Consider the following 15,161-nt stretch of genomic DNA (forward strand, 5'->3'; position numbering starts at 1 on the left):
TTTACACCTCCTTGATTTGACTGTAAGCGTATACTGCTTGCCGATAAGGATCATCGTATTTCTTTTCTACCTTTTCTAACTGGTAGCTTGTAATAAACCGAATTTCCTTTATTGGCTTAGGCTCTTTATAACGATGATTCCTGATAGCATTCTCATGCCTTATTTGTTGTACTTGTCTAAACATATCCTCATCGATAATCTGAGGATAAAACTCTGTTCCTAAATACAATTTCTTGCTAAGAATTTTGCCCGTGACTGGCCAATCCCTTTTTATACCTGATTTTTTAGCAGCTTGAGAAATATTTTTAAATTCAAGATAGAAACAAAAAAACTCTCTTACTTCTTGAGCTTTTACTTCATCTATAACCGCTTTACCGTCTACTATTCTGTAACCATATGGGATGCGTGCCATGTTTCTTTCACCTCTTCTTCTAATTCCAATCCACATTTCAAAATAAAAAGAAATCTTGTTCTGCTTTTAACTACGACATCGTCTACAAAATCCAGAAAATCCTCATCCTTAAACTCGCTAAATACTTCTGTGACACTTACGAACCGTTGAAGTTTTTGCGCCTCGTTTAAGTGCGTTAAGTTACCGTTTAAACTGTTGGAAAGCTGAAGTTTTTCCTTAAGACAAGTATCTATTTCCGTTTTAAGCTGATTGCTTTCCAGATAGTAGGAATCCATCTCAATGTAGCCACCGGCTAAAAGCTTACTGAGTACTTGCTCTTGTTCTTGCAGCTTAAGCTTTTTTTCTTCGAGTTCGATAACCTTGTTCAAACCGTCTTTATTATTCACGTTTCTTAAGCTTTTTATGAAAGGCGTTAATATTTGAACGTATCCTGCTTTTAACTTGTTTAACATTTGCAGGAAGGAAATTTTAAGATAACTTTCCATAACAGACTTTTGTGAACAAGCATGAATATCTTCAAGATGCGTTATACAAACCCATATGCCATACGCCTTATTATGTTGATAAATTATTCGTCTTTTACACTTGCTTCCACACTCACCACAACGAATTTTACCTGAAAACGCATAAAGCTTATTGTACTTACCACTACCACATACTATGTTATTTTCACTTCTTCTCCACGCGATAATCTCTTTTACAAGATTAAAAGTTTCATGACTGATGATAGCCTCGTGATGGTTTTCAATAACATACTGTTGTTTCTCGCCACAGTTTTTATGACGGTTAAAACTATCATCCGTAAATGTTTTCTGAAAAATCACATCCCCTGTGTATGTTTTATTGTTCAAAATAGCATTCACGGTACTTGAAGTCCAACTTCCGCCCTTTTTAGTTGGAATCTTTTTATCGGTCAATACTCGTGCTATTGCTTCTCCACCCATGCCGGAAAGAGCCATGTTGAAAATTTCTTTTACTACCCTGGCTTGCTCTGGAACTATAATCATTTTCTTATTCTCGTTTTTATACCCATACGCAGGGCAGGGAATGACGAAGGTTCCGTTTTCGAACCTTTTTTGAATTGACCACGTGTTGTTTTCCGAGATGGATTTTGACTCGCTTTGCGCAATAGAACTCAGGATAGAAAGCATAAGCTCCGAACTCATATGCTCGGTATCAATGTTTTCTTTCTCAAAATACAAATAAATACCGAGACCGGTAAGTTTTCTAACTATTTCAAGACAGTCAACCGTGTTTCTTGCAAGCCTACTAATAGACTTTGTAACAATCCTGTCTATCTGACCGCTCTGACAGTCTTTAAGCAGTTGTTTAAGACTTTCACGCTTACCGATTTTCGTGCCGCTAATACCCTCGTCAAAGTAAAGCCCCGCATACTCCCAGCAGGGATTAGACTTAATATAGTTTTCGTAATGCTCCTTTTGCACTTCTAGACTGAGAAGCTGCTCATCACTATCACTAGAAACTCTCGCATACGCTGCAACCCGCGTCTTTTTCTCAAAACCAGTTTTTCGTATTGTAGAGTCTATTTTTATTATTTCTTTCACTATTTCCCTCACTTTCAGCTAATACTATTCATCACTCTAAAAGCAGTGTTTATCAAGCTTTTAACCCAATAATTCCTTGTAAAACGGGTGAAATTTTTCCCTGTTAAGACGGCTTATTTTTTCTTTTTCTTGCTCGCTGATAAGCCCTTTTTTAAAGAGTGAAACGGTAAGTTTTTCGGCTATTTCAAAACGAAAATCCGCCTGCATACTCTCTTTTGTCCAAGCTCTCGCTTTAACATCCTTTAGCCCGTGAGCATCATTACTTATTTGCATGACGTCCACCTTCAAAACGATGTTCTATATAGCAGGCGTGGCAGCAGTATTTTCTTGCCTTGTTACCGTAAGAGATAAAAGAATTTTTGCAGTTAAGACAAGCACACTCATAGTTTGCCTGTCTTTTTACCAACTGTGTATGCTTGTTCCACCAAGTGTTTCTACACGCGTCAGAGCAGAAACGTTTAACTTTTCTTCCTTTGTTTTGCTTGATTGGTTTTGAACAAGATTCACATAATGCCGTCTGTATTTTCATAGACTGGATTACGCCTAGACTATTACGTTTGCAGTAGCTTTTAATCGTATTAACGGAAACATCCATACGGTTTGCAATCTGCGTATAGCTAAGACCTTCATCTCTTAGTAATTTGACTTTCTGTTTTTCTTCCACATTCATTTGCCTGTGCCTCCTTACATCACAGGCAAAGAAAAAACAGTGTTTTTTAACCTCTTGGCTTGATAATTTAACCTTAAAAATAAAAAAAGCCCGAGGATTGCTCCAATGTAGGAACAAGCCTCGGGCTTTACATGTTTCAAACTGTTTTATAAGAGTTCGTTTACTCGTTTTTGTACCGTATCATAATCGTATCCGGCTTGAGTTAGACGCTGTTTACGCTCATTTCCGTTACCCCACGTGCCTCGGATTACTTCACGTGCAAGCTCATCAACTGACTTTCTACAGGCTTTAACACCAAGAAGCTTATTAACTTTATTTTGCACGCTCGCATAATCGTATCCGGCAGAAGTTAAACGCTGTTTACGCGTGCTGCCGTTACCCCAAGCGCCGTTAATAACTTCTCGCGCCACATCATCAATGCTTGATGTTTGAGGAGCAGTGTAAGAGCCGCCGTTTTTATATCCGTTTAGACCGGCGTTTTTTATCACGCTTGGATAATCTACGTAAGCATAATCCATGTCAACTCTGCCGGCTACTCCATCCACGCTGCCGCTTGACGAGTATTGCCAAAGACCATATGAGCCTTGATAATCACAGTGCGTGTTCCACTGTGCGATCCACAAAGCGTAACGGTCTCTAATATGAGCGGACACAAGGTTATTAGCTACTGAAAGCGAGGTGTAAAAACCTGCATAATACCCGTAAGTTTCAAGCTTATTACAAAAACTTGTAATCAGCGAATCGCAGAAAGCTCGCCCACGGTTAAGCTGGCTTTTTTCTTCTAAATCAAAGTAAATAGGATACTCAAAACTCTTACCTGAGAGTATGTTCACGCAGCTTTGAGCTTCCTCAGCCGCCTCACCTGCAGAGCTTGCGTACGAATACCAGTAAGCTCCAACATCAAGACCGGCTGTTTTTGCTTTACGATAGTTTTCCTCAAACCACTTGTCTTTGTGTCCGATACCGTATCCTACTCGAATGATCACAAACTCAACACCGGATGCTTTCACCGCGTTGAAATCAATGTCACCCTGCCATACTGATACGTCTATTCCTTTTTTACTCATGAGTATTGTCCTTTCTGTCTTTGTCGTGTAATTGTTCTAAAACGTTTTTTAATTTCTCAGGCACGGGAAGCCCCAGGTGAGCCGCGTTTTCAATGAGTGAAAGTCCTTCGTTAGATAGGTAGAAGAAAATTACCGCGGTTCTAATCACGCTTCCTTGCTTAATAACCTGAAAATCTATAATGTTTGCTATGCCAACAAGCATAAAAATGAGCACCTTTCTAAAGATGCCCTTAAAACCCACGCTACTTGAGAGCTTTTTATCAATCGCCGCACACATCACGCCTGTGATGTAATCGGTTACCACAAATAAAAGAAGTGCGAGGATTAAACCATCGCACCCGCCTAAAAAGTATCCCAGCCAGCCGCCTACTACTGTGAAAGCCAGCTGTAGTGTATTCCAAAATTCTTTCATTCTACCGCCTCCTTAATAAGATCAGTTACATCTTCTACCTGCATAAATGTAATAATTACCGGTATTTCGTTTGAAGGTTTATCCCCATAACAGTAAATCCTCCAATCACTGCCGATTGCCATAGTTAGTTTGCAAACCTCCTTAATATCTCCCGTGCCATAAAACCTCATAGACGGAAGTCTTTCAAAGTCGATTTTTATATCAAGTGCTACATTCTGTTCCTGTGCATTGTTGGGGTACTGTTCTTTATGTGGCTTGTAATATTTTTCGTAAAAAAAGCCATACACATAACCATCTAGTACTTCCTGCCAAGAATCAGGTGTAATAACCCATTTGAACTGCTTAGGGAGCTTAGGCATGTCCTGATGTATCAACAGCTTTGTTACAAAATCCACGTATTCACGGTTAACGATTTCTTTTCCTCTGGTGTCCGGTATATAGGTTGGTGTTTGAACAGTCGGTTTTCCCGTAAAAGCAGGACTGTCCAGTGTGGCAAATTTTCCTTTCAGTTTTTCTATCAGCCTAAACAAACCTTCTTTGCCTAAAAACTTATCTGCCATAAGCTTCACCTACACAAACAGTGCATCAATTTCTTCATTGCTGATACTTTTAACATCTTCTTTTTTCACATAGTCGCTTAAATCAACTGATGTTGTACCGATTTTTTCAAACCTGTCGTTTACATAAATGTATTCATCATACGCATCGTTTTCGCCCTTGTTATCGCTTATAAGATAGATTGTTGCCTTATCACCTGTCTGAGGCAGGCTATCAACCACCTTAAAATCAATTGATTGAATGTTGCCGACAAGATGCTTTACCTCTTCAGTAAGGTCTGTCTTTTTCACATAATTCGCTGCGTCTTCCAGCTGTTCTACTTTTGTCGGTAATGCGCTTGTTTTCGCATACGCGTCAATGCCTTGAAGATTTTCTACGTTTGTCACAATGTCGGTTTTCTTCGCGTATTCTGACGCATCCAGCAGGTTTTCCACCTTGGTTGGCAGTGAAGATACTTGTGCATAGTTTGCCGCATCGCTTAAATCCGTGACTTTCTTCGGCACGGTTTCCAAGGCTTTTGTCAGCTCTTCTTTTTTCACAAAGCTTTCCTTGATTTTCTTCCAAACGTATAAAAGTCCGTTGTTGTCTAAAAATTTGGTTTGCATAATAATTTCCTTCCTTATTTAAGTAGTTCTTCGAGTTCGATATTGCTGATAGAGCAAAGTCCCAGCTCTAAAAGCGTTTTATTGCCTATAAGCTTTACTTGGTTAATTTTCGGCAGGTTAGTAAGCCTGTTGTAATCCGTTGTTTCTTCGCCTGTTACTTTTATGATGCTTTCAAAAGATGCGCTCATATCTGTATTGTGTTTAAAACTTGCCTGTAGTTCTGCCATTAAATCTCACCGTCCTTTACTATTTCTTCAGCTGTTGTTCGTATCAGATTTGAAGCGATAGCCGTATTGTCGGGAAACTTGGCTCTGATTTGAATCGTGACAATACCGTCTTGAAACAAAAGTGTTTCTTTCTGCGTGAGATTGACTGTTACAAGCGTCTTTTTAACACTCACATCCTCTAAGCTTTTTTCTAAAACAACTTTTCCGTTTTGCTTATAGCTAACAAAAAGGACAGATGCGTTTTCTAAATCCACATCTGTCCTGAACACGTTTGTAGGTGTTGTTCCTCTATACATAAGGCTTTCCTCCTTATGGTTTTTCTTCTTTTTCTGCTTTAAGTTTTAGGATTTCCTCGTTTAGTTTTTCTAACTGTTCTTCGTAATACTTTGTGTTTTCCTCACTAAAAGCAACATGTTCCATCGTGTTTTCAGCTATCAGAGCTGAGCGGATGTCAGCTAAAATTGACGCGATGATGCCTTCAACCATGTAGGTCGGGATAGGGATGCTTTTTTGCAAAGACACTATCTCATCGCTTAACTTCGCTCTAAACTTTTGTGTAGCTATCGCATAGTTAATGGTCGGCTTTTCCATCTTCCACCTCCTTTTCCTCGATTAGAATATCCAGTTTGCGATTGATGTCTTCTATCATCTTTGCGTACTTACTGTTGCTGATAAACTGCTCTATTTCCATACTCTCATCACCAGTTTTAGCGACTTTTATGTCACTGTTTTTAGTACCTTCGTTTATCACAACCTCGTTTGTGTTAATAATAAGTTCTGCCATATTCATCTCCTTAGTTGTAGAAAGTCAAGTCCATGAGGATACCGTTTTTAAATACCATGCGCCCGTTTTCACCCCATCTTCTTACTTTGCCGTACTCATCCACATCAAGCACCTGCACATAATGAATGGTTGCCGTAGTTCCAAATCCTTCTTCCCACTGCGGTTTTATAACCTTGAAACCGTGGGCATAAAAGTTGCAGCCTAAATGCAAGCCATACTCGTCATACATACCGTTTGAGCGTGAAAAACAAAGCATCGTATTAAGCTCATCATGATTTGATGATTTTTGTTGTGCGAAAGCCATATATTGACCCTCGTAACTCAAATCGAACTCAAGACCCTTACACTCTTCAACGTAACGTTTATGATTCGTGCCGATCATGCCGACATATGAGCCTTCACGATAGAAACGGTTACCGCTTTCATCAAAGACCGCACGCTTGTGATACTGGTCAATCGACCCATTGTAAAGACCTATTTGCCCTGCAGTGATTTGAACATAGTTGCTTGACTCGTTAAATCCAATCAGAAAACTGTTGTAGTTTTGCCGCATAAACGAACCGAACTCACCCTTTTTCACCATGGAAGTAATCGAGTCTTCAACAATAGAAACTTTAGATATAGCTCTGTCAGCTGTTTCTTTAGCCGCCTGAATGTCTTTATCACTGACTCTAACCCAATCAAACTCCAGGTAGCTGTCAAGACTCTCATTTGACGTATACCGCCAGAGTTTTCTCGTATTATCCTGATACGGATCATGCTCCGACTCAGGATAGTTGCTGCCTGACAGTTCTATTATGTTTCCGGCATCATTAGGTAAAACCGCTAAACTATCTTCAACTTCTTGCCTTGAACTGCTTTTTCTTATCGCATCAATCTTAAAACCGTAATAATCATGGCTTGAGCCATCGCTTCTAAAATAAAGCCAAAACGTATTGCTTGGCACAAAGATGCTTTTATCTGCTATGTTCGCACCGCCGAGTTTCGGTAAAACGCGAATCTTACCCTCAGACTCATAGAAAACTTCCACCCAATCATAGTTTGCGCTTTCCGTACGGCAATTACTGTTAAACTTAATCTCTAAGCAGTCTCTTTTAACCCGATACCTGTAGGCGTAGCCTGTTTGAGTGTCGAAGAAAAAATCTCCCACGTGGTTTAACTTCTCACTTCTGCTTGTCCAAGAGTTAGCCGGAGCATTAGAAGAGTAGGGAGTATACGTGCCGTAATAGTTACCGTTTTTCTGCTCCAGTTTTTGATTAACTGTTTCAACACTTGACTCAATCTTTCGATCCGTTACAGAAAACTTGGTGTTAACCTCGTTTATCGTATAGTAGCTTTTAAGCTTCTCATCACTATCAGAAATAGCTTCCTGTTTTGCGTCCGCGATCTGCTTTTCCACCTGCGAAGTGTAAGAAACTGAAAGTTTCTCAGCATCAATCGAATGCCCGATAATCCTATCTCCGTAAACACGCCCGTCTAAAGTAATCGCCGTATTATAAGGTCCTGCAAAACCGTTATGGCTTCCGCCAATCCCGTTCATATTAACCTGTAATACTTTTGTAGCAGTATTCTTATCAGGCGTATCCATGTAAAGGTCTCTTAGCCACCTGCCTGAATCATCATATTCTGTTACCTTGTAGCCGCCTGAGGTGATGTTCATCTGTGCTTTAATATTGTTGATTTCACTTTGCACGCGCTCGTTGTCTATTTTTCTTGTTGCAAGATTTTCTTCACGCAGGCTTTGCACAGAGTCATGCGAGCTTTGCACGTAGCTTCGTCTGGTTTGACTGCCCAGGACGATTTTCATCTCACCGGGTTTTTGCAATGGAATAGACTGTCTCATCACGGGAAATACACGGTCCATGCCAAAAGGCGATGCTATGCACCTAACTCTGTCTCCACACTCAATAGTTTCAAAATCAAGGTCAAACTCGGATAAGTCAACCGCGCTTAAGTTAAGCTCTGTCTGTTCGAACTGATTATCTTTAAGCCAAAGAGAGGCTTTACGTAACAGGTTTTCAGGAACAGCAACATCATCCCATCTAACGACTTTACAAACCCAACCAAACGCGCTCTTGGCCTGAGTGGAAACAAGATAATTTTTCCCGTTATTAACGCTTGTAATATCAGTGTATTTTTTAAGAACCTCGTTTTTACTGTTTTCACTTTCCAGTTCTTTACCTAAAGGGATAATCGCTGTAGTAACATCTTCTGCCGATAAGTTTTCAGTATAATCAAGCAGGTTCAAACCGAACTCAACCGGCTGTTTTGCCATTTTACCCATTTCTTCCAAGCGAAGATAATCAAGGTACAGCCCGTCTTTTTCTCGTCTTAGTTTTAAGTATCCGCCCAGCTTATCAACCATTTTTCCCATAATCGCTTCAAGCGTTGTTTCAAAATTAGTGAACCTGTACAAGGAATTATTGGGATCTGTCACGCTGACTTTTCCGATATGAATCTTCTTCCTGTCATCCACCTGCTCGTTATGAATGTTTAGGAATTTTTCCAACAGTTGGTAAGGTGTATGATCATGATATTCTTTCTGCGGCTGAATACTGTCTGCCAGATACGTTAAAAGACCTGCGCACACTACTTTCTTGTTTTGGTTTAAGTCTTTCTCCTGTTCTCTTACCTCTCCGATAAAAATTTCTTTCTCACCGCGATACACGCTCACTACTGATTTTCTGTTCAAAAACTTCTCATAGCAGGGATTTCCTTTCGGACACGTAAACACAAGCGTGCCTGCAGTGTTAAGCTCCACGTTAAGCGTCGCGTCAAGAAGAACATTCTTAGTGTCGCCCGGATAATACAAGGCTGTTTCATCAAGAGTTATTCTGTACAATTTATAACCACCCCCTTAGGTAGGAAATATCAAGTGTGCCTGTGCCTTGAAACGTAAGCGTCATATTATTTTCGCGTGTTCTAAGTTCAGGAAAACGAGATACCCCTTGTTTTAGACTGTAGGTTTTTCCTTTAAAATCAACGCTTATTGTGTTTAGTGTTTTATTAGTAAATTCAGGTATAAGCGTCATATCAAAATCACGGGTAAGCCTGATTTCTTTCCCGTCTTTAACCTGCACGTTTTTTAACGTGTACACGCCACCTGTTTTAATGTCTAAAACACTGTGCTTATAAGGGTTTAGCCTGTAGTTAAGCGTAATCGTTTCATAGTTTTTATCTGATTTAAAATCACTTACCCACACTCGACCCTGATAGTAAAAGGGAGATTCACTGTCCAATACAAGGGTTGTTTTAAGCCCGTGAACATCACGTTTAAGCCTCTCGTAAGCTTTCTGCCACACGCCTTTATCCGCGACAATGAACTCAAAACTGCCTTCACGCATTTCGTATAAAACTTCACCTGCTAAACTTTCTGTAAGATCAAAACTTCCCAATCTTCCGGGCACTTCCAGATAGCTAAACCTTGGGGAGGGTAGATTAACATGTGGCTTAAGTGTTGGAACTAAGCCTAAATCTTTAAAACTATGCAACCCGTTTATTGTCATGCCATACACTTTTACCACCCCCTTGTTTTTCTTGTTTGAAGTTTGAAAAGCTCACTGTCCATCTTGTGTGCAATACCGCCCACAAGCTCGCCTGAGTCAAGCACAATACTCTGGTTGGAAAACTGTGGGAAATACGAGTCCATAATCGCTAGAATCTGGTTCATAACACTAAGCATTTGCGTGTTTGCTCCCGCGCTCATATTCTGCAAAGCATCAAGTCCCATAATCACCTCAGGGCCTTTTTCACCGCCGCCAAGCAAATGCCCGTTTTTCTCGCCGAAGATAGTAGCCCCGTTTAACAGCATCGGCTTATCCATTGCCTTCTTATACCAGTCGATAGCAAGATACGGTACAGACGGTGGTGCGAGTGAGAAGTGTCCTTTAATACTAAAATGAGGCAGTTTAATATGAGGAAGACTAAGTCTAATACCTGCAAAAAAGCCTGTTATAGCGTCAACTACTGCCTTAACCTTGTTTTTCGCCGCTTCAATCGGAGTGATGATAGCGTTTTTAATACCGTTCCAAATTGATACGGCTGTGTTTTTAATACCGTTAAAAACGTTGCCTACAACGCCTGCTACCGCGTTAAACACTGTAGAAACCGTATTTTTAACCGTGTTTACCACGTTGGTTATAACACTGCAAATTCCATTCCATATCGTTTCAGCCACCGATTTTATACTGTTAAAAACAGACGTTACAACACTTAAAATCGCATTGAACACGCTCGTAAACACACTGCTTATAGTGTTTAGCACGCTTGTTATAAACGACATAATCGTGTTCATAACACTTGTTATTACACTGTTTATGGCTTCAAGCACGCTACTTACCGTGGTTTTAATCGCATCCCATGCGCCTATAATCACGTCTTTACAGTTTTCCCAAATAAACCTAAATGGTAGTGTGATAAGCGAAAAATAGCCTTTTATAAGCTCTACGATAAACATGAGAGCTACCGTGAGCACGTTTTTAATCGTATCCCACACGCCGGTAAAAACCTGAACTAAGCCTTGCCACACGTTTTGGAAAAACTCCGAGATGTTTTGCCAAATACTGCTCACGCTCTGGCAAACACCCTGCCACAGGTTTTTAAACCATTCGCTTATAGCACCCCAGTTTTTAATAATCGCAATAATCGCCACAACCGCGGCAATAATCGCCGCAATAATACCGATAATAGGAAGAAGTGAAACGTTTAACGCACCAAACCCAACAGCCGCTGTTCCGGCTGCTGTCCCTGCCGCCGCTGTTCCTGCAGCACTTGCTCCTCCTGCCACACCTACCGCAGTAGTGGCTGTGGCTGTTCCTCCAAGAAGTCCGATAAGACCTCCCAGAGCAGAAGTGATTGTTCCAACAGCACTAATAATTTTCCCGATCACAATGAGCACAGGCCCGACTGTTGCAGCAATAAGCGTGATTTTTACTATCGCATCCTTCATTCCCGGAAACAGCCCGTTCCAAGCTTCACTTAAAGATTTCATACAGGAAGCGAACTTTTCAAGCATAGGCTGTAAAACCGTTGCAAGAGAACTGCCAAGATCTGCTCCCACGATTTTCAGACTATTCATTGAAGTCTTAAACTTATCTATCGGATCAAGCGTTTCGTTAAACGTTTTCTCCACGCTGCCGGCATTATCTTTAAGGGAAGTACCAAGCTCAGCAAAAGACAGTGAACCGTTTTTACACGCCTGATAAATAGCCGCGCCCGCACGCTTACCAAACAGCTCATAAGCTACTTTTAAACCTTCAGTGTCGCTTTTCGCATTCACCATACTGTTTTGAATATTCTCTAAAGCCTGTTTCATAGGCGTGCCTTTAGCAGTAGCAGCAGCTAGTGCTTTAGTTAGAGCTGTCATAACCTGTGACGTGTCAGCACCGGACATTTCAACATTGCCTAAGAAATTAGCAGCATCCGATGCACTAAACCCAAGCTGCTGTAAGGAGGCACTGTTAGTAACCATGGTTTTAGCAAGCGTATCCATGCTGACACCGGTACGCTGACCGACTGCGTTCATCGTATCAAGTAAAGCTCCGGCGTCCTGTGCTTTAAGCCCAAAAGCAGCCACAACTTTCTGCGTGTTATCAACAGCCGTGGAAACGTCCATGTTGTTAATTTGAGCAAATTTAATAAACCTGCCTGACAGGTCTTCAAGGCTTTTACCTGTTAAACCGAATCTTGTGTTCACCTCGCCGATAGCAGCACCTGCGGTTTGAAAATCAGTAGGAATACTGGTAGCAAGATTTTTCATGCTATCTTGCATACCTTCCAGTGCTTTTCCTGTTGCGCCTGTTTTAGTAACAATTGTGTCCATGCCTGCATCAACTTCGTTAAACGCGGCTAACGATGCGGCTCCAAGCCCCACAATCGGTGCGGTAACATGCGTGGATAAGCTTGTGCCGACTTGGGCTGTTTTCTCACCGACACTTTTAATTTTATCCCCGGTTTCTTTCATAGAAACTGCTAACGCTGATGGGACTTTCTTGGCCTGCTGTTCTAAATTTTTAAGATTCTGCTCGGTTTCAATAATCTCACGCTGCAGCGCATCATACTTGTCTTTACCGAGATCCCCGTTTTCAAGCTGTACTTTAGCCTGCTTATCCGCCTGTTTTAAAGCGTTAAGTTTCTCGGAAGTGTTTGCTATTTCCTGCTGCAACAACTGCTGTTTTTGTGCTAAAAGTTTAGCGTTGGACGGATCGAGTTTTAACAGCCTGTTTACGTCACGAAGCTGAGCTTGCGTGGATCGGATAGTCGTATTCACGTCTTTTAACGCTTTATCCAAGCCTGTCGTATCTCCACCGATTTCAACGGTAATACCTTTAATCCTGTTTGCCATAACTTCACCTCCTTTTACTCTTAATTTAGGAATGAAAAAAATCAGATGTTTTAACGTTAGGTATAAGAATGTTTGGTTTTCGTCTAGAACCTGTCGAATTCTGCCTGGCTTGCGAGCTTATCGTATTTCACGTTATCGTTTGCTTTCTCCGTCCACATGTCTAAAATCATGCCGATGGTTAAAAGATCCAGCTCGCAAATACTTATCCCGATTTCTGTGCATCTAAGAAGAAATAACGCGGTTGTCATTTCTCTTGTAGTTGACGTAACTTTTTTTTAGATTGAACCTGTGTTTGTAAATTTGCACCCCAAAGCTCTAAAATTTCAGGCAGCACCTCGTAGATAGAAAACATTTCAAACTCATCGAGCCATTTTTCAATCGTTTCAGGAATCGTGTTATCCGCATGGTAGGCCATGATGTAGGCTACGTTTTCAAAAATCTCCAGATCGTCAATCTCAAACCCAGTGCTTTTAGTCTTATACGATTTTTCAAGTTTGGAAAGATCCTGAAAAATATCACGCTTGAATTTGATGCGATACAGTCTTGGAATAGTGGCGGAAGAGCGAAACTTCACGTCTTTGCCGCCGATTTTTACTGTTTTTTCAATCATGTTCACCACCCCTTTTTACTTAGGTTTAACCTCTGTCGTGTTTTGAGGAACGTACACGCTCTTATACCAGTTAGCGTAAGTTTCATCAGATGTCGTATCTCCGCTACGGGATTTCACAAGCCCATCTTCTCTAGGATCAGCTGTGAGCGAGAGTGTTTCAGTACCCGGTTCTATCGTGTCTTCCTTAGTTTCCGAGGCAATAGACGGCCTTGAAGCCGAGCAGTTATAAAGCACGTGGCGGATTGCTTTAACGTCACCGTCAAACTCAAAAAGGAGTGCGAACTTTTCTGCTTCACCGGTAGTTGCTTTTTCTACCAGCACACCGTTTTTATCAAGTTTTTCTTTTAATATTTCTGTTCTAAACCATTCAGGTATAAGAGCCATTTCCAAGTCGCCACTGTAACCGTTGTTAGCAGTCGACCTGAAGTAGACAATCCCGTCAGCGTAAAACGGTGAGGATTCACCTTCCGCATCAAGGCTTATGCTCACAGCTCCCGGAATAGGTTTAGGCGTATCATAGTTAAAACTTCCGCCTGCGTCTTTTTTAAGTTTTGCCGCGTACACGTTTTTCAGATTGTATTTAACCTTGTTACCCATTTTCTGTTACCTCCATTTCAAAAATGTAGAGTGTTTCATAAAGTTTTTCCGACTCTATGAACGCTTCTGTTTTGTTATAAAAAATGCCGTGCCTATCAAGCACGGCTTCAACTTTTTCTTCCACACTAGGATTCTTATAATCTGTGTATAGTTCGATATGAACTTCGTTTGCTTTAAAATACGCTTTCCCGTCTGCTGCAAAATTACTGCTTGCAGGCGTTAGAAACAGAAGAAACGGTGGAGAAGGGGACTCTCCTTCAGCAAAATGGTGATAAGCAAAAGGAAAACCTATCTCTTTCATAATGCTTAAAAGTCTAGTCATGTTCTATCGCCTCCCTTATTTTTTCTTCGAAACTTTTAACCGCTTTTTCTTCCGCAAGCTTAATGTGTGCTCTTGCTTCCACGCGTCCGCCACCTCGTTTAGCATGCCCATACTCTAACAAGTGTGTAAGCTGATACTTGTTTTTTGAATGAACTACCAGTGTGAGAGCGTTTTCTGATTCTTTAACAGTTTTAACCGCCCAACTTTTCGCATACTTACCCGTGTGTTTCGGAGCAGTGTTTTCTATATCTTCTTTAACGGTTTTACTCACATTTTTAACTGCTTCTTTTACTTTCTCACTCGTAGTATCCGCGTAAGTTTTAAGCTCTTTTATTATCCTGTTTGAAAGATTGTCTACTCCTGTTTTGCTCACTTTTTACACCTCTTACAGTGAAGTTTCAGGCTTTTCTTCTTATAATTCATGTGGTCAACACCTAAAATCTCATAAACCGTATCATGGAAAATAATCCTGTAACCAAGAGATGAGACTACGGCTGTTTCTTTCGAATAGCGGATAGTAAAATCTATTTTTGACTCATCCCACACGTTTCCTGCCGAAGTCTGCTCAGATGGGCTTTCAGCACTCACCGTCGCGTAGCACTCGTAATATTTACTCCACTTAATCTTATGGTTACCAATATCATCAATTTCAACACTGTTTTTAAGCAGCATAATACGCTCGTTTAATAAACTTATTCTCATTTAAAACCCCGTTTTTCTAACAGTAAAAAGCATCGAACGTAAAGTGAGCATAAGCGCGTGGTGGTCTGCTTCTTCCCGATGCTCATACAAGTAGCCTGTAGCGTATAAGACTGCGAGCCTATACTCGTCAAAGTTTTCACTAATCAAACTAGTATCGTTTTTACGAGCTACTCCCTGGCAGAGTTTTTCAGCAGAATGAATAAGGGTGTTGATAAGCTCATCATCTTCTTGACTATCCACCCTAAGATAGTTTTTTGCTTCCTCAATCGTAACTATCATCAACACCC

21 protein-coding genes are annotated in these 15,161 nt (G+C 40.8%); all 21 read right to left on the reverse strand.

Translation table 11 applies throughout. The annotated features are described in order from the left end of the window. Position 1: 1 nt before the first annotated feature. The 21 genes from HXT26_RS03695 to HXT26_RS03795 all read right to left on the reverse strand — a co-directional run bounded on the left by HXT26_RS03695 (position 2) and on the right by HXT26_RS03795 (position 15,153). A complete protein-coding gene (locus HXT26_RS03695) occupies positions 2-412 on the reverse strand; it encodes a DNA recombinase (protein WP_422111892.1) in 411 nt (136 codons plus the stop codon). After that, positions 382-1,977 (reverse strand): recombinase family protein, encoded by a 1,596-nt coding sequence (locus HXT26_RS03700; protein ID WP_422111893.1) that lies wholly within the window; start codon positions 1,975-1,977, stop codon positions 382-384. The genes HXT26_RS03695 and HXT26_RS03700 overlap by 31 nt, the downstream gene beginning before the upstream one ends. Positions 1,978-2,037: 60 nt before the next feature. Next, entirely contained in the window at positions 2,038-2,250 is a 213-nt protein-coding gene (locus tag HXT26_RS03705; RefSeq protein WP_004117908.1) for an SHOCT domain-containing protein, read from the reverse strand. After that, entirely contained in the window at positions 2,237-2,647 is a 411-nt protein-coding gene (locus HXT26_RS03710; RefSeq protein WP_422111894.1) for an RNA polymerase subunit sigma-70, read from the reverse strand. Before HXT26_RS03710 ends, HXT26_RS03705 begins: the two co-directional genes overlap by 14 nt. Before the next feature lie 146 nt (positions 2,648-2,793). After that, positions 2,794-3,714 carry a GH25 family lysozyme gene (locus HXT26_RS03715; RefSeq protein WP_422111895.1) on the reverse strand — a complete coding sequence of 307 codons (921 nt, stop codon included), beginning with the start codon at positions 3,712-3,714 and terminating at the stop codon, positions 2,794-2,796. Next, the gene (locus tag HXT26_RS03720; protein ID WP_064340487.1) at positions 3,707-4,126 is read right to left on the reverse strand and encodes a phage holin family protein; all 420 of its coding nucleotides are present in this window, start codon (positions 4,124-4,126) and stop codon (positions 3,707-3,709) included. Before HXT26_RS03720 ends, HXT26_RS03715 begins: the two co-directional genes overlap by 8 nt. Then, positions 4,123-4,686: a hypothetical protein gene (locus HXT26_RS03725; protein WP_421789312.1), complete on the reverse strand. Its 564-nt coding sequence runs from the start codon at positions 4,684-4,686 to the stop codon at positions 4,123-4,125. Before HXT26_RS03725 ends, HXT26_RS03720 begins: the two co-directional genes overlap by 4 nt. Positions 4,687-4,695: 9 nt before the next feature. Beyond that, entirely contained in the window at positions 4,696-5,289 is a 594-nt protein-coding gene (locus HXT26_RS03730; protein WP_422111896.1) for a hypothetical protein, read from the reverse strand. A 14-nt stretch (positions 5,290-5,303) separates the two neighbouring features. Next, entirely contained in the window at positions 5,304-5,516 is a 213-nt protein-coding gene (locus tag HXT26_RS03735) for a hypothetical protein (RefSeq protein ID WP_020757763.1), read from the reverse strand. Beyond that, positions 5,516-5,812, reverse strand: a complete 297-nt coding sequence (locus tag HXT26_RS03740; RefSeq protein ID WP_020757764.1) for a hypothetical protein — start codon at positions 5,810-5,812, stop codon at positions 5,516-5,518. The genes HXT26_RS03735 and HXT26_RS03740 overlap by 1 nt, the downstream gene beginning before the upstream one ends. A gap of 13 nt (positions 5,813-5,825) precedes the next feature. After that, positions 5,826-6,107 (reverse strand): toxin, encoded by a 282-nt coding sequence (locus HXT26_RS03745; protein WP_075523962.1) that lies wholly within the window; start codon positions 6,105-6,107, stop codon positions 5,826-5,828. Further along, complete coding sequence (locus tag HXT26_RS03750; protein WP_422111897.1) at positions 6,088-6,300, reverse strand: hypothetical protein; 213 nt, start codon at positions 6,298-6,300, stop codon at positions 6,088-6,090. Before HXT26_RS03750 ends, HXT26_RS03745 begins: the two co-directional genes overlap by 20 nt. Before the next feature lie 10 nt (positions 6,301-6,310). After that, positions 6,311-9,142 (reverse strand): phage tail protein, encoded by a 2,832-nt coding sequence (locus HXT26_RS03755; RefSeq protein ID WP_422111898.1) that lies wholly within the window; start codon positions 9,140-9,142, stop codon positions 6,311-6,313. A gap of 1 nt (position 9,143) precedes the next feature. Continuing rightward, positions 9,144-9,806, reverse strand: coding sequence for a hypothetical protein (locus HXT26_RS03760; RefSeq protein WP_422112095.1), 663 nt, complete (start codon positions 9,804-9,806; stop codon positions 9,144-9,146). Positions 9,807-9,817: 11 nt separating this feature from the next. Beyond that, positions 9,818-12,643 carry a phage tail tape measure protein gene (locus HXT26_RS03765; RefSeq protein ID WP_422111899.1) on the reverse strand — a complete coding sequence of 942 codons (2,826 nt, stop codon included), beginning with the start codon at positions 12,641-12,643 and terminating at the stop codon, positions 9,818-9,820. A 244-nt stretch (positions 12,644-12,887) separates the two neighbouring features. Continuing rightward, complete coding sequence (locus HXT26_RS03770; protein ID WP_048730035.1) at positions 12,888-13,253, reverse strand: hypothetical protein; 366 nt, start codon at positions 13,251-13,253, stop codon at positions 12,888-12,890. Between the two features lie 15 nt (positions 13,254-13,268). Further along, positions 13,269-13,850 (reverse strand): major tail protein, encoded by a 582-nt coding sequence (locus tag HXT26_RS03775; RefSeq protein WP_422111900.1) that lies wholly within the window; start codon positions 13,848-13,850, stop codon positions 13,269-13,271. Further along, positions 13,843-14,172: a hypothetical protein gene (locus HXT26_RS03780; RefSeq protein ID WP_422111901.1), complete on the reverse strand. Its 330-nt coding sequence runs from the start codon at positions 14,170-14,172 to the stop codon at positions 13,843-13,845. Before HXT26_RS03780 ends, HXT26_RS03775 begins: the two co-directional genes overlap by 8 nt. Continuing rightward, positions 14,165-14,545 (reverse strand): HK97 gp10 family phage protein, encoded by a 381-nt coding sequence (locus tag HXT26_RS03785; protein ID WP_004117070.1) that lies wholly within the window; start codon positions 14,543-14,545, stop codon positions 14,165-14,167. The genes HXT26_RS03780 and HXT26_RS03785 overlap by 8 nt, the downstream gene beginning before the upstream one ends. Then, the gene (locus tag HXT26_RS03790; RefSeq protein WP_422111902.1) at positions 14,542-14,874 is read right to left on the reverse strand and encodes a phage head closure protein; all 333 of its coding nucleotides are present in this window, start codon (positions 14,872-14,874) and stop codon (positions 14,542-14,544) included. The genes HXT26_RS03785 and HXT26_RS03790 overlap by 4 nt, the downstream gene beginning before the upstream one ends. Beyond that, positions 14,875-15,153, reverse strand: coding sequence for a head-tail connector protein (locus HXT26_RS03795; protein WP_422111903.1), 279 nt, complete (start codon positions 15,151-15,153; stop codon positions 14,875-14,877). Positions 15,154-15,161: the final 8 nt, after the last annotated feature.

This window comes from Gardnerella sp. DNF00497B, from assembly GCF_049262725.1.
Lineage (GTDB): Bacteria > Actinomycetota > Actinomycetes > Actinomycetales > Bifidobacteriaceae > Bifidobacterium > Bifidobacterium leopoldii.

Excerpts from the sequence above, each read along its gene's own strand:
- HXT26_RS03695 (WP_422111892.1), bottom strand. The coding sequence starts at position 412 with ATGGCACGCATCCCATATGGTTACAGAATAGTAGACGGTAAAGCGGTT.
- HXT26_RS03705 (WP_004117908.1), bottom strand. The coding sequence starts at position 2,250 with ATGCAAATAAGTAATGATGCTCACGGGCTAAAGGATGTTAAAGCGAGA.
- HXT26_RS03710 (WP_422111894.1), bottom strand. The coding sequence starts at position 2,647 with ATGAATGTGGAAGAAAAACAGAAAGTCAAATTACTAAGAGATGAAGGT.
- HXT26_RS03715 (WP_422111895.1), bottom strand. The coding sequence starts at position 3,714 with ATGAGTAAAAAAGGAATAGACGTATCAGTATGGCAGGGTGACATTGAT.
- HXT26_RS03720 (WP_064340487.1), bottom strand. The coding sequence starts at position 4,126 with ATGAAAGAATTTTGGAATACACTACAGCTGGCTTTCACAGTAGTAGGC.
- HXT26_RS03725 (WP_421789312.1), bottom strand. The coding sequence starts at position 4,686 with ATGGCAGATAAGTTTTTAGGCAAAGAAGGTTTGTTTAGGCTGATAGAA.
- HXT26_RS03730 (WP_422111896.1), bottom strand. The coding sequence starts at position 5,289 with ATGCAAACCAAATTTTTAGACAACAACGGACTTTTATACGTTTGGAAG.
- HXT26_RS03735 (WP_020757763.1), bottom strand. The coding sequence starts at position 5,516 with ATGGCAGAACTACAGGCAAGTTTTAAACACAATACAGATATGAGCGCA.
- HXT26_RS03740 (WP_020757764.1), bottom strand. The coding sequence starts at position 5,812 with ATGTATAGAGGAACAACACCTACAAACGTGTTCAGGACAGATGTGGAT.
- HXT26_RS03745 (WP_075523962.1), bottom strand. The coding sequence starts at position 6,107 with ATGGAAAAGCCGACCATTAACTATGCGATAGCTACACAAAAGTTTAGA.
- HXT26_RS03750 (WP_422111897.1), bottom strand. The coding sequence starts at position 6,300 with ATGGCAGAACTTATTATTAACACAAACGAGGTTGTGATAAACGAAGGT.
- HXT26_RS03760 (WP_422112095.1), bottom strand. The coding sequence starts at position 9,806 with ATGACAATAAACGGGTTGCATAGTTTTAAAGATTTAGGCTTAGTTCCA.
- HXT26_RS03765 (WP_422111899.1), bottom strand. The coding sequence starts at position 12,643 with ATGGCAAACAGGATTAAAGGTATTACCGTTGAAATCGGTGGAGATACG.
- HXT26_RS03770 (WP_048730035.1), bottom strand. The coding sequence starts at position 13,253 with ATGATTGAAAAAACAGTAAAAATCGGCGGCAAAGACGTGAAGTTTCGC.
- HXT26_RS03775 (WP_422111900.1), bottom strand. The coding sequence starts at position 13,850 with ATGGGTAACAAGGTTAAATACAATCTGAAAAACGTGTACGCGGCAAAA.
- HXT26_RS03780 (WP_422111901.1), bottom strand. The coding sequence starts at position 14,172 with ATGACTAGACTTTTAAGCATTATGAAAGAGATAGGTTTTCCTTTTGCT.
- HXT26_RS03790 (WP_422111902.1), bottom strand. The coding sequence starts at position 14,874 with ATGAGAATAAGTTTATTAAACGAGCGTATTATGCTGCTTAAAAACAGT.
- HXT26_RS03795 (WP_422111903.1), bottom strand. The coding sequence starts at position 15,153 with ATGATAGTTACGATTGAGGAAGCAAAAAACTATCTTAGGGTGGATAGT.